This is a genomic window from Hymenobacter gummosus (assembly GCF_003970915.1).
GTDB classification, from domain to species: domain Bacteria; phylum Bacteroidota; class Bacteroidia; order Cytophagales; family Hymenobacteraceae; genus Solirubrum; species Solirubrum gummosum.
Genome location: NZ_RXOF01000004.1, coordinates 397,318 through 411,111, shown reverse-complemented (window position 1 = coordinate 411,111; position 13,794 = coordinate 397,318). Strand labels below are relative to the sequence as shown.

At 65.2% G+C, this 13,794-nt stretch carries 8 protein-coding genes; 7 read left to right on the top strand and 1 reads right to left on the bottom strand.

The genetic code is table 11. The features are described from left to right. Nucleotides 1–42 precede the first annotated feature (42 nt). Nucleotides 43–999 carry a 1-phosphofructokinase family hexose kinase gene (locus EJV47_RS09795; RefSeq protein ID WP_126692961.1) on the bottom strand — a complete coding sequence of 319 codons (957 nt, stop codon included), beginning with the start codon at nucleotides 997–999 and terminating at the stop codon, nucleotides 43–45. 210 nt (nucleotides 1,000–1,209) lie between these two features. On the opposite strand from EJV47_RS09795, the gene EJV47_RS09790 reads away from it, so the two are divergent. From EJV47_RS09790 to EJV47_RS09760, 7 genes are all read left to right on the top strand, one after another. After that, nucleotides 1,210–2,256, top strand: a complete 1,047-nt coding sequence (locus EJV47_RS09790) for a methyltransferase domain-containing protein (RefSeq protein ID WP_126692960.1) — start codon at nucleotides 1,210–1,212, stop codon at nucleotides 2,254–2,256. A gap of 509 nt (nucleotides 2,257–2,765) precedes the next feature. Next, nucleotides 2,766–5,144 (top strand): SulP family inorganic anion transporter, encoded by a 2,379-nt coding sequence (locus tag EJV47_RS09785; protein WP_126692959.1) that lies wholly within the window; start codon nucleotides 2,766–2,768, stop codon nucleotides 5,142–5,144. A gap of 324 nt (nucleotides 5,145–5,468) precedes the next feature. Further along, nucleotides 5,469–6,203, top strand: a complete 735-nt coding sequence (locus tag EJV47_RS09780; protein ID WP_126692958.1) for a DUF72 domain-containing protein — start codon at nucleotides 5,469–5,471, stop codon at nucleotides 6,201–6,203. A gap of 214 nt (nucleotides 6,204–6,417) precedes the next feature. Beyond that, nucleotides 6,418–7,779, top strand: a complete 1,362-nt coding sequence (locus EJV47_RS09775) for a TolC family protein (RefSeq protein ID WP_126692957.1) — start codon at nucleotides 6,418–6,420, stop codon at nucleotides 7,777–7,779. 152 nt (nucleotides 7,780–7,931) lie between these two features. Beyond that, nucleotides 7,932–9,176 (top strand): efflux RND transporter periplasmic adaptor subunit, encoded by a 1,245-nt coding sequence (locus EJV47_RS09770; protein WP_126692956.1) that lies wholly within the window; start codon nucleotides 7,932–7,934, stop codon nucleotides 9,174–9,176. 308 nt (nucleotides 9,177–9,484) lie between these two features. After that, complete coding sequence (locus EJV47_RS09765) at nucleotides 9,485–12,724, top strand: efflux RND transporter permease subunit (RefSeq protein ID WP_126692955.1); 3,240 nt, start codon at nucleotides 9,485–9,487, stop codon at nucleotides 12,722–12,724. 426 nt (nucleotides 12,725–13,150) lie between these two features. After that, nucleotides 13,151–13,633, top strand: a complete 483-nt coding sequence (locus EJV47_RS09760) for a hypothetical protein (RefSeq protein ID WP_126692954.1) — start codon at nucleotides 13,151–13,153, stop codon at nucleotides 13,631–13,633. The last annotated feature ends 161 nt before the right edge of the window (nucleotides 13,634–13,794 follow it).

Below are 13,794 nucleotides of genomic sequence, written 5' to 3'. Positions count from 1 at the left end.
TAGCCATAGCTGCCGGGCGGCGCGCGTTTCATTCGAAGGCAATCAGGCGGCGGCGCGGTCGGCGGGCATGGTCTGAATCAGCCACTCGTAGAGCTTGTCCACGTCGGCCTTGCGGAACAGCTCGGTGCCGGGGTTCATGGTAGCGGCCGTGCCGCAGGCCACGCCCAGGCGGGCGGCCTCGCGCACCGGCTGCCCCTGCGCCAGCGCGTGCACCAGCCCGGCCACCATACTGTCGCCGGCGCCCACGGTGCTGCGCTTTTTCACGGCCGGGGCCGGAATGTGGTCGACCATGTCCTGGGTGATGACGCAGGCGCCCTGTGGCCCGAGCGAAGCCACTACGATGTCGCAGCGGCCCTGGCCGATGAGGCCCTGCGCGGCGGCGGCCAGGGCGGCGCTGTCCAGCTCCTCCACGCCGGCCAGCTTGCTTAGCTCGCCCAGGTTGGGCTTGATCAGGTGCACGCCGGCCTCGATGACGCGCTGTAGGGCCGGGCCCGAGGTATCGGCCACCACCTTGGTACCGGTGGCGTGGGCCAGCTGCACGATGTCAACCAGGAAGTCGGGCTCGACGCCGGGGGGCAGGCTGCCGCTGATGACCAGGTAATCGGGCGCGGGCGACATGCTGCGCAGCGTGGCCAGCACCTGCTGCTGCTCCTCGCCCGAGAGCGGGGTGCCGGGCATGCCGAAGCGGTACTGCTGCGAGCAGGACGAATCGACCACGATGAAGTTTTCGCGCGTCCAGCCGGCGGCGGGCACGGGCAGCTGCTCCACGGCTTCGGCCGCCAGCAGCTCCTGCAGCCGGGCACCGGTGGCCCCGCCCGCCGGAAACACCGCCACCGACGCGGAGCCGAGGCGCTTGAGGGCCCGCGACACGTTGATGCCCCCGCCGCCGGGCTCAAACTTGGGCATCTCGCAGCGCAGCTTCTGGTCGGGCACAATCTTGTCCACGGTGGTGCTTTTGTCCACGGTGGGGTTCAGGGTCAGGGTGACGATACGCTTCATCAGCAAAAGGAAAAGGCCGGGGCTTCCGGCGGAACAACGCTGGCAATGTACTGCCCCGGGCGGCAGCGGGTTATGCCCCGGTAGCGCCGGCGGGCCGCAGGAGCCGGCAGCAGCAGAATTTTCGGGGCAACAAGGCCGGTGGCCGATTGGTTACGTTTGTCTGGGCGGGCCGGCTGCCGGCCGCTTTTTCACCGCTTCTATCCCCCGTCAATGGCTTCGACCATCCAACGGCAAGTGCAGGACTACTACGGCTCGGCCCTGCAAACCAACCAAGACCTCAAAACCAACGCCTGCTGCACCGACGATGTGCCGGCCGCCTACAAGCGCATCCTGGCCGAGCTGGAGCCCGAGGTGCTGGAAAAATACTACGGCTGCGGCGTGTGCATTCCGCCTGCCGTGGAGGGCCTCACCGTGCTCGACCTGGGCTCCGGCTCGGGCCGCAACGCCTACTTGCTCTCGAAGCTGGTAGGGGAGCAGGGCCACGTCATCGGGGTGGATATGACGGAGGAGCAGCTGGCCGTGGCCCGGCGGCACGTGGCCGCCCACACCGCCCGCTTCGGCTACCGGCAGCCCAACGTGGAGTTTCGCCACGACTACATCGAAGACCTGGCCGCGGCGGGGCTGGAAGACAACTCCGTGGACCTGGTGGTGAGCAACTGCGTGCTGAACCTGAGCACCGACAAAGCCGCCACCTACCGCGAGATTTTCCGGGTGCTCAAGCCCGGCGGCGAGCTGTTCATCGCTGGCGTGTTTGCCGACCGCCGCGTGCCCGAAGCCCTACGCCACGACCTGGTGCCCTACGGCGAATGCCTCGGCGGGGCGCTGTACATCGAGGACTTGCGCCGCCTGCTGCTGGGCCTGGGCCTCCGCGACTACCGCCTCACCGCCCAGCGCCGCCTCAGCATCGACAACCCCGCCATTGAGCGGCAGGTGGGCAACATCAAGTTCTACTCCATGACCAGCCGGGCCTTCCAGCTCGACCTGGAGGACCAGTGCGAGGACTACGGGCAGGTGGCCACCTACCTCGGCACCGCCCCCGACGCGCCCCACGGCTTCACCCTCGACGACCACCACTTCTTTGAAACCGGCCGGCCGGTGCTGGTGTGCGGCAACACCGCCGACATGCTCAGCCGCACCCGCTACGGCCGCTACTTCCGCATCAATGGGGAGAAGGAGCGGCACTTCGGGCTGTTTCCCTGCGGGCCCGCTCCCGCCGCCGGGGCCCCCGGCACGGCCGCTGCCGCCTGCGGCTGCTAATAGGCTGAAAAGCAGCAGCTATGTCGCGCGCTTTTCCCGGCACCACACAGCCGGGGAAAGCGCGTTTGCCTGCGGGGATGAATGAAAAGCTGGGTATGTGTTAAAATGGTATTAAACTAATTTAATTAACGTGGTAAGTATGGTATGGAAAGGTGGTTTGTGAGATTAAAAGCTATTTTAATCATGCGTATTTCTCTCTTTAATTTCGCTATAATATCGTTTTAATGCTATTATAACTGATTTTTAACTACGTATTAATTACTAAAGGCTTAAACGCGCGTACCTTTGGATTGGTAGGACTTGCTGCGAAACAAAGTTGGATTGAGTTGAGGTTGTCGCGGGCGAAGGCCCGGACGCCGTGCCTTCAATCCGGTAGCAGAACCGCCGGACCTCCACCAGTTGGCCCCCCTTGCAGGGGCACCCGGCTGCTTTTACCTCCCCGCTCCGCCAGTGCTGGCGACATCCTTCTGGATGCCGCGCAGCTACCCCTACGCCTTTCCCCCAACCCGATGGAAACAACCGCCTCCACCCACCGCAGTTGGGACCTCACGCACTGGAAGAATGATTTACAGGGCGGTTTCGTGTCGTTTCTGGTGGCCGTGCCGCTGTGCCTGGGCATTGCGCTGGCGTCGGGGGCACCGTTGTTTGCGGGCATCATTGCCGGCATCGTGGGCGGCCTGGTGGTGGGGGCGCTCAGCCGCTCGGCCCTGAGTATTTCCGGCCCCGAAGCCGGGCTGATTCTGGTCGTGCTCAGCGCCTCGGCGTCGTTGGGCTCGTTTGTGGCGGTGCAGATGGCCACTGTGGTGGCCGGCCTGCTGCAGATCGGGCTGGGCTTTGCCCGGGCCGGCATGATCAGCCAGTTCATTCCTTCCTCCGTCATCAAGGGCATGATGGCCGCCATCGGCCTGATTCTCATCGTGAAGCAGCTGCCCCACGTGCTCGGCTACGACGCCGACGCGGTGGAGTCCATCAGCCTGTTCCGCGGGCAGGGCACCGGCATTGGGGAGCAGCTGCAGCTGGCGGCCGGGCACATCAGCCCCACGGCCCTGGCCATTGCCCTGCTGGGGCTGGCGGTGCTGGTGCTCTGGGAACAGCCTTTCGTGAAAAAACAGCCCGTGCTGTCGAAAATACCGGGTGCGCTGCTGGTGGTGCTGCTGGGTGTGGGGGTGAATCAGATGGTGAATGTATTCAGCCCCGCGGCGGCGCTGCAGGGGGCGCACCTGGTTCAATTGCCGGTGGTGACGAGCCTGGATAACTTCCTGGGCTTATTCACCCTGCCGGACTTCTCGCAGCTCCGCAACCCCAAGCTCTACGGCGCGGCCCTGTCCATTGCCCTGGTCGCCAGCCTGGAAGCCCTGCTGTCGGTGGAAGCTACCGACGAGCTGGACCCGCTCAAGCGCAAGTCGCCCACCAACCGGGGGCTGAAGGCCCAGGGCGTGGGCAACCTGCTGAGCGGGCTGCTGGGCGGCCTGCCGCTGACTTCGGTGGTGGTGCGCAGCTCGGTGAGCATCAACGCCGGGGCCCGCACCCGCTTGGCGGCCCTGCTGCACGGCTCGTTTCTGCTGCTGAGCGTGCTGCTGTTTCCGGCCCTGCTGAACTACGTGCCCTGGGCCGCGCTGGCCGCCATTCTGCTCGTGACGGGCTACAAGCTCACCCGCGTGGGCATCTTCCGGCAGCTCTACGGCGAAGGCCCGGCCGCCTTCACCCCCTTCGTCGTCACCATTGCCGCCATCCTGGCCACCGATCTGCTGATTGGCATCGGCATCGGGGCGGCCGTGGGCGTGTTCTTCGTGCTGCGCGAAAACTACCGCAGCGCCCACCGGCACGAGCGGCTGGTGGTGGAAGGGCAGGAGCGGATTCGCATCGATTTGGGCAAAACCGTCTCGTTTATCAACAAAGCCAGCATCCTGCGGGTGCTTGAAAGCGCCCCGGCGGGCAGCACCGTGGAAATCGACGGCACCAGCTCGGCTTTTATCGACCGCGACGTGGTCAGCGCCATCGAGAACTTCCGCGACACGGCCCGGGCCCGGGACATCCGGCTGATTTTCCTGCGCCAGGGCCAGGAGTACGCCCAGAACCTGGCCGCCCAGCGCGAAACCACCGGCACCGACACCGACTTCGAAACCTACTACAAGCTCTTCGGCCAGAGCCGCAACTGGGTGGCCGAGAAGCTGCGCCGCACCACCAAGCCCCACTACGCCGAGCTGCGCCTCGACCCCGCGCCGAAGTTCCTCTTCATCGGCTGCTCCGACTCGCGGGTGCCGGCCAGCCAGATTACCGGCGTGGCCCCGGATGAGGTGTTTGTGCACCGCAACGTGGCCAACCTGGTGGTCAGCACCGACCTGAACCTGCTGGCCGTGCTGCAGTACGCGGTGGAGGTATTGGGCGTGGAGCACGTGGTGGTGTGCGGGCACTACGGCTGCGGCGGGGTGCGCGTGGCCATGGACGAGCCCACTGGCTCGGTGCTGGGCAGCTGGCTGGGCAACGTGCGCAGCGTGATGCAGCGGCACCAGCAGCAGCTGGCGGCCCTCGAAACCGAGGACGAGCGGTACCGCCGCTTGGTGGAGCTGAACGTGGTGGAGCAGGTGTACAACCTGCACCAGACCTCGGTGCTGCAGCAGGCCGCCCGTGAAGGCCGCCCGGTGCAGATTCACGGCTGGGTGTACGACACCGAGGGCGCCCAGCTGCGCGACCTGGAGGTGGACGTGCGCCGCGCCTTCGAGGAATACGACACCGACCTGCGCTACCAGGTGCAGGCCGACGGGCTGGTGCGCCTGCCCGGCAACCTGCACCAGCCGCCCAGCATGTACTCGGTGTACACCGGCACCGGCCGCTCCATCATTGCCGTGCCGCCCTTCGAAAGCGACGCGCCCCAGGGCGCGCCGTAAGGCACCGCTAGAAGCATCCGCCATACACTCAGGGCGTCATGTCGAGCGAAGTCGAGACATCTCGCGTGCTGACGGCAGGTAGTAAATTAATCGTTCAACGAGCAGAATACTATCCGGCGAGATGTCTCGGCAAGCTCGACATGACGGGCTGGAAGCCTCAACCCAAAGAAGCCCGTAGCTGAAAAGCGGCGGGCTTTTTCGTGCGCGGTGGGCTGGGGCGCCGGTTTGGTGCGTATACCGCCGGTTGCCGCTTGGTTGATGCACAGTGCCCATCGGGCCGGTCCGCGCGACCGGGCCCGGGCGGGCCGTTTCCTACCTGCGCCCATGCCCACCTACCACATCGGCTGCTCCGGCTACCACTACCGCCACTGGCGCGGCCGCTTTTACCCCGACAAGCTGCCCGTGCGGCGCTGGTTTGAGTTTTACAGCCAGCACTTCGGCACGCTGGAGCTGAACGTGACTTTCTACCGCTTTCCGCAGCTGAGCTTTTTGCAGAACTGGCACCAGATCAGTCCGCCCGAGTTCCTGTTTGCCGTGAAGGCCCCGCGGCTGATAACCCACTACAAGCAGTTCAACGAGGTGGGCGGGCTGCTCACCGACTTCTACTCCACCCTGCAGGACGGGCTGCGGGAGAAGCTTGGGCCGGTGCTGTTTCAGCTGCCGCCGCGGGCCGCCTACACCCCGGAGCGGCTCGGGCGCATCCTCGACGCGCTGCACCCGGGCTTTCAGAACGTGCTCGAATTTCGGCATACGAGCTGGTGGCAGCCGGCCGTGTACGAGCAGCTGCAGCAGCGCGGCGTGAGCTTCTGCGGGCAGAGCCACCCGCAGCTGCCCGACGCGCTGATTGCCACCGCGCCGACGCTGTACTACCGCTTTCACGGCGTGCCCAACCTGTACCAGTCGCCCTACGAGCTGAGCTTCCTGCAAGAGGTAAAAGCGGCGGCCGATGCAGCCCCGGGCGTGCAGCAGGCGTTTTTGTACTTTAACAACGACATCGACGCCTCGGCCATTCACAACGCCCGGCAACTGCAGCAGCTCGTGGGAGCGGCCCGAAATTAACGGCCCGGGCAAAACCTTTGGCCTCGTCGGTGGTTGAACAGTGCCCGCCCATCTTACCACCCACCCACTATTTCCGGCCTGCGTCGCCCGGCTTTCGGCCGGGGAGCCGGGCATTGCGTTACAAGGCCGGCCGGGCCTTGAGCGTCAGCCTGCTAAGCCGGTTATACAGCCCCCAACCACCCCCAACTTCGTGCTTCCGGCGCGACTGAGCTACATGCGTTATTCCCCTCTGGCGGCCCGGGCCGCTGGTTTACTTAGCGGCTTGCTGCTGGCCCTGCTGGCGCCCGCAGTGCAGGCCCAGCAAACCCCGCCGCCGGCGCCCGGCGGCGTGCTTACCCTGGAGCAGTGCCTGCAATTCGCCCTGCAAAACCAGCCCGCCGTGCGCCAGGCCCGCATCGACGAGGAAACCAACGAGGCCAGCATCCGCATCGGGCTGGCCGGCTGGCTGCCGCAGATTGCCCTGAACGCCTCGGCCCAGCACTACTTCCAGCTGCCCTACTCGGTTATTCCCATCGACGGGGTGAACACGCCCCGGCAGTTCGGCCTGCGCAATCAGTCGACGGTGGGGCTGGCCGCCACCCAGGCCCTGTACAACAACGACGTGCGCCTGGCTTTGCGCAGCGCCTCGCCCTCGCGGCAGCTGGCCCAGCAGAACATCGTGGCCGTGCGCATCGACGTGGTATCGGACGTGAGCAAGGCCTTCTACGACGTGCTCCTGTCGCAGCGGCAGCTGGAGGTGCTCGACGAGGACATCCTGCGTCTGCGCCGCAGCCTGCAGGACGCCAAGGCCCGCTACGACGCGGGCATCGTGGATAAAATCGACTACAAGCAGGCCCAGATCCTGCTCAACAACTCCCTGGTGGCCCGCAAGCAGGCCCTGGAGGCCATCAACGCCAAGTCGGCCTACCTCAAGGAGCTGATGGGCCTGAGCGCCCCGCAGCCGCTGACCCTGCAGTACGACACCCTGCGCCTGATGCAGGACGCGGTGGTGGACACGGCCGTGGCGCTGGAGCCTAACAACCGCATCGAGTTTCAGCAGCTGCAGACGCAAAAGGCCCTGCAGAGCGCGCAGATCAGCTACTACCGCTACGGCTGGCTGCCCGCGGTGTCGGCCTTCGGCAACTACAACGCGGCTTTTCTGAGCAACGAGCTGAGCACGCTCTACAACCAGCGCCTGCCCAACTCCCTGGCCGGCCTGCAGCTGAGCTTGCCCATCTTCCAGGGCACGCGCCGCCTGCAGAACCTGCGCCGCGCCCGCCTCATCGACCAGCGCATCGACCAGGACGTGCTAGCCACCCGCAACCGCATCAACACCGAGTTTGAGCAGGCGTTGTCGGCCTACAAGGGCAACTACGCCGACTACCTCACCGGCAAGCAGAACCTGGCCCTCTCGAAGGAAGTGTACGACGTGGTGCAGCTGCAGTACCGGGAAGGCATCAAAACCTACCTCGACGTCATCGTGGCCCAAACCACGCTGCGCACCGCCCAGCTCAACTACTACCAGGCCCTGTTTCAGGTGCTGACCAGCAAGGTGGATTTGCTGCGCGCCCAGGGCACCCTGCCCACCCAGTATTAGGGTGTGAGGGTAGGAGGGCAAGAGGGTAGGAGTCGGTTGAAGAAGGGGAAAGATTTAAACTCCTGCCCTCACACCCGCCTACCCTCATACCCTAACAAAACTCCTACCCCCATACCCTCTTACCCTCCTACCCTCAAGGCTCTTACCTCAACATGAATAAAACCCTTCTCGCCCTCACCTACGCCGCGGGGCTGCTGAGCTTCAGCGGCTGCGGCAACAAAGAGGCCGACAAAGCCGCCGCCGGCCCGCCGCCCGCCACGCCCGTGACGCTGGTGGAGGCCCGCACCACCGCGGCCATCTACTACGACGAGTACCCCGCCCGCGTGGTGGCCCTCAACAACGTGGAGCTGCGCAGCCAGGTGGCGGGCTTCATCACCGGCATCTTCTTCAAGGAGGGCGAGGTGGTACCCAAGGGCAAGACGCTCTACGAAATCGACCGGCGCAAGTACCAGGCGGCCTACCAGCAGGCCCTGGCCGGGCTGCGCAGCACCCAGGCTACCGTGCAGAACGCCAAGGTAAACCTGGACCGCTACGAGCGGCTGGCCAAGCAGGACGCCATTGCCCTGCAGATCGTGGACAACGCCCGCACGGCCTACGCCACCGCCCAGAGCCAGGTAGCCGCCGCCGAAGCCAGCGTAGCCGCCGCCCGCACCGACCTGAGCTACTCGCTCATCACCGCCCCGTTTACCGGCCGCATCGGCATTTCGCAGGTGCGGCTGGGCTCCCAGGTCAGCCCCGGCAGCACCCTGCTGAACACCATCAGCGGCGAGGACCCGATGGGCGTGGACTTCGTGGTGCCCGAAGCCGACCTGAGCCGCTTTGCCGAGCTGCAGGGCAAGGGCGGCGGCAGCCAGGACTCCACCTTCCGCCTGGAGCTGCCCGACGGCACCCGCTACGCCGCCTCGGGTAAGATTCTGGCCATCGACCGGGGCATCGACCAGCAAACGGGCACGGCCACGGTGCGCGTGCAGTTTCCGAATGCGGACCGCAAGCTCAAGGACGGCATGAGCTCGGTGCTGCGCGTGCTCAACCGCACCTCCGGCCAGCGCATCGTCATTCCCTTCAAGGCCGTGACCGAGCAGATGGGCGAAAACTTCGTCTTCGTGGCCGGCGACAGCAGCAAGGCCGTGCAGCGCAAAGTCCAGCTCGGCCCCCGCCTGCGCGACCAGATTGTCATCCTCAACGGCATCCGGGAGGGCGACCAGGTGGTAACCGAGGGCCTGAATCGCCTGCGCGACGGCGGCCTGATTCAGGCCGGCTCGCCCGGGCAGGCTGCTGCCGGCGGTGCCCCCGGTCAGCCCAACGGCGCGGGCGGCCAGGGCGCCGGCTCGGCCGCCAATAACGGCGCCAGCACCGGCACCCCGCCGGCCGCCAACAGCAGCAGCGCCACGCGCTAGACAAGCTAGAGCTAGTTCCCCTCCTCAGATGATTCCGCGCATCAAGCGGCGGGGGGCTAGGGGTGGTTGAAGGGCTAGAGCTAGAAATTACTCTCGGACGTCAGCACGCGAGATGTCTCGGCAAGCTCGACATGACAGCTGGTTGTATGTCTAGCTTTTCAACCACCCCCAACCCCTCCTCATCTGAGGAGGGGAGCTAAAATTCTAGCGCACTTCCGACTTAACCACGCATCAAACTGACGTAATCGACCCCCAATCGTCAGGCTCCCCCTCTCCCCGCGGAGAGGGGGCCGGGGGGTGAGGTCCATATGATTGCAGAAACCTTTATTCGGCGCCCCGTCACGGCCATCGTCATTTCGTTGGTGATTGTGCTGGTGGGGGTGCTGGCCATCCTGAACCTGCCCGTGGGGCAGTACCCGGAAATCACGCCGCCCACCGTGTCGGTGTCGGGCAACTACATCGGGGCCGACGCGCAGACGGTGGAGCAGACCGTGGCCACGCCCGTGGAAGTGCAGGTGAACGGCACGCCCGGCATGACCTACCTGCAGAGCAACAGCACCAGCAACGGGCAGATGAGCATGACGGTGAACTTCGAGGTGGGCACCAACATCAACATCGCCGCCCTCGACGTGCAGAACCGCGTGGGCATTGCCCTGCCGACGCTGCCGCAGGAAGTGCAGCGCCTGGGCCTGACGGTGCGCAAGCGTAACCCCAGCATCCTGATGCTGGTGGCCCTGTACGCGCCCAAAGGCTCGCACAACACCACCTTCCTCGACAACTACGCCAACGTCTTCATCAAGGACGCCTTGCTGCGCACCAAGGGCGTGGGCGACATCGTGAGCCGGGCCGACGACTTCTCGATGCGCGTGTGGCTCAACCCCGATAAACTCTCGCAGCTGGGCGTGACGGCCCAGGAAGTGTCGGCGGCCATTCAGGAGCAGAACGCGCAGATTGCGGCCGGCTCCATCGGCGCGCCGCCGGCCCAGACCGGGCAGACCTTTGAGTACATCGTGTTCGTGCAGGGCCGCCTGGCCAGCACCGAGCAGTTCGGCGACATCGTGGTGAAAACCCGGCCCGAGGATGGCTCCCTGGTGTACCTTAAGGACGTGGCCCGCCTGGAGCTGGGCAAGTTCAACTACGCCTCCAACTCCTTTGTCGACGGCAAGCGCGCCGCCTACCTGCTGGTGTACCAGGCCCCCGGTGCCAACGCGCTGGAAACCTACGAGAACGTGAACCAGACGATGGAGCAGCTCAAAAAGAGCTTCCCCGCCGACTTGGAATACGTGGTGCCTTTCGAAGCTGCTTCGGTGGTGAAAGTGTCCATCGAGGAAGTGCTGCACACGCTGGTGGAGGCCCTGGTGCTGGTGGTCATCGTGGTGTTCCTGTTCCTGCAGAGCTGGCGCAGCACGCTCATTCCGGTGCTGGCCATTCCGGTGTCCATCGTGGGCACTTTCCTGTTCTTCATCCCGCTGGGCTTCACCATCAATACCCTGACCATGTTCGGCTTCGTGCTGGCCATCGGTATCGTGGTCGACGACGCCATCGTGGTGGTGGAAGCCGTGGAGCACAACATGAACGAGCGGGGTCTGAACCCGCTGGAGGCCACGCTGGAGGCCATGCGCGAAATTTCGGCCCCGGTTATTGCCATTGCCCTGATTCTGGCCGCGGTGTTCGTGCCGGTGGGCTTCATTCCGGGTATCACCGGGCGCCTGTACCAGCAGTTTGCCATTACCATTGCCATTTCGGTGCTGATTTCGGCCTTTGTGGCCCTCTCGCTCACGCCCGCCCTGTGCGTGCTGCTGCTCAAGCCCCACAAGCGCGACGAAAACTCCAAGGGCCTCGACAAGTTCTTCTTCCGATTCAACGCCTGGTTTGACCGCGTAACCGGCAAGTACGGCCGGGGCGTGCAGCGCGGCATCAAACACTCGCGCCTGGTGGTTATCATCCTGCTCTGCATCGTGGCGGGCACCGGGCTGCTGTTCCGGGCCAAGCCCTCGGGCTTTATCCCGACCGAAGACGAAGGCCGCCTCATCGTGACCTTCAACCTGCCCGAAGCCGCCTCGACCGAGCGCACCGTGGCCACGCTCAACGGCATTATGAAGGAGTTGAGCCAGGTGAAGGGCATTCGGCACTACGCCGGCCTCGGCGGCCTGAACGCGGTGAACTTCTCCTCCAAGTCGAACAGCGGCACGGTGTTCTGCCAGCTGCAGCCCTGGGAGGAGCGCAAGGACAAGGAAGTGCAGCTGCAAGGGCTCATCGAGACGGTGCAGAAGCGCCTGAGCCGCTTCAAGGAAGCCAACATCGTGGTCATCTCGCCCCCGGCCATTCCGGGTCTGGGCAACACGGGCGGCTTTTCCTTCGTGCTGCAGGAGCGCGAGGCCGGCGGCGACATCCGCAACTTCGACGCGACGCTGCAGAAGTTCCTGGGGGCGCTGCGGCAGCGCAAGGAGCTGGCCGGCCCGTTCTCGTTCTTCACCGCCAACACCCCCGGCTACCAGCTCACCATCGACCGCGAAAAGGCCAAGAAGCTGGGCGTGAACATTTCCGACATCGGCACGGCCCTGCGCACCTACCTGGGCTCGGCCTACGTGAACGACTTCACGCTCTACGGCCGCAACTTCCGCGTGGTGACGCAGGCCGACAGCATGTACCGCGCCGACATCAGCAACCTGGGCCAGTACTTCGTGCGCAGCAACCAGGGCGCGATGGTGCCGCTGAGCACGCTCACCAGCTACAAGCGCACCGAGTCGGCCCCGCTGATTTCGCACTACAACCTGTTCCGCTCGGCCGAAATCAACGGCAACGCCGCCCCGGGCTACTCCTCCGGCGACGCCATCAAGGCCCTGCAGGAAGTGGCCGAGCAGAACCTGCCCCAGGGCTACGGCTACGAGTTTTCGGGCCTGAGCCGGGAAGAATTGCTGGCCGGCGGGCAGACGGTGTACATCTTCGCCCTCTCGCTGATCTTCGTGTTCCTGTTCCTGGCCGCGCTCTACGAAAGCTGGTCGGTGCCCTTCTCGGTGCTGCTGGCCGTGCCGCTGGGCGCCTTCGGGGCCATCCTGGCCCTGTTCTTCCTGCCCAAGCTCACCAACAACGTTTACGCCCAGATCGGCCTGATTACGCTCATCGGCTTGTCGGCCAAAAACGCCATTCTGATCATCGAATTCGCCAAGGAGCGCGTGGATAAGGGCATGCCGCTGGTAGAAGCCACCCTGGAAGCCGTGCGCCTGCGCCTGCGCCCCATCGTCATGACTTCGCTGGCCTTTATCCTGGGGGTATTGCCGCTGGTGTTTGCCTCCGGGGCCGGCGCCCAGAGCCGCCAGACCATCGGCTGGACGGTGCTCGGCGGCATGCTCTCGGCCACGCTGCTGGCCATCTTTATCGTGCCGGTGCTCTACGTCATCATCACCCGCCTGGCCTACGGCAAGGAGAAGCTGGCCGAACTGGAAGCCAACTACAAGCCCGACGAGGAGCACGGCGGCCACCCCGACCAGGAAGGGGAGGAGCCGGCCGGGGAAGGCAACCACTCCGGCCAGCCCCAGCCCGCGTAAGCCAGCTTGGGTAGCCGTCATTGCGAGGACGAAGGACGAAGCAATCCTTCCTCTAGTAGCACCGCCGACGCAATACCTACGAACCCAAAACGGCACCGCCCGAAACCATAGATGCTGGTTTCGAGCGGAGCTGTTTTCGGGCAGTAGGCAGTACGTCAGCGGTGCGGTTAGTAGCCGGCTGCCCGGTCCATAACCGCCGCCGGGAAAGACGAGCAACCAGCATCAATGGGATGATAAATCGATAAAATTTCAACGGCAACCTGGCAATACTTGCACGCACACTTGCGCTGATGCGCTTTTATGTCAATATTTCCCGCATTACCGCCGCTCCCTATCCGCTTGGCCCGGGCCCCCTTACACACCGCCAGTACCCCGCCCCGGCCGCCTGTCTTTTTCCCACCAATCTTTTCCAAGTACCCGCCAACTATGGCCAACCAATTCAACCAGGACCTTGCCGCCGCCCGGCTGCAGCGTATCCAGGACGCCCTCGACGTGCTCAAGACCGAGCTGGGCCCCGTGCTCCTCTCCCTCACCCCGGAGGAGCGCAAATCCATGCCCCGGATGGGCGACAAAACCGTGGCCTTTGTGCAGAAAGCCGCCGACTACGCCACCACCACGCCCGCCTTCGTGCCCCCGTTCGTGAAGCTCGACGAGCTGAAGCAGGACGCGGCCGGCGTGGCCGCGCTGCTGCCCATTCAGCGGCAGCTCCAGCAGCTGGCCCTCGACGCCGATTCTACCGTAATGGTGGCCGGCTCGGAAGCCTACGTCAACGCGCTGACCATTTACCAGAACATCAAGTTCATGGCCGAGAACAAGCAGCCCGGCGCCCAGGCCGCTTTCGACGACCTGAAAGCCCGCTTTGCCGGCCAGGGCAAGCCCAAAGGCGACGCCGACCGGCCAGCCAAGTAAGCCGCCCGCCCGTTGGCCCACCCCACAGAACCCGTTCAGGCCCGACCCGAACGGGTTTTGTTTTTGGGCGCACTGGCTGGGGTCGGCTCCCAAGCAGCTGCCCTGGTTGGCGCACCAGGTCGGGGCGGCCCCGAACGGTGTAGCGCGGGCTTGAGCCCGCG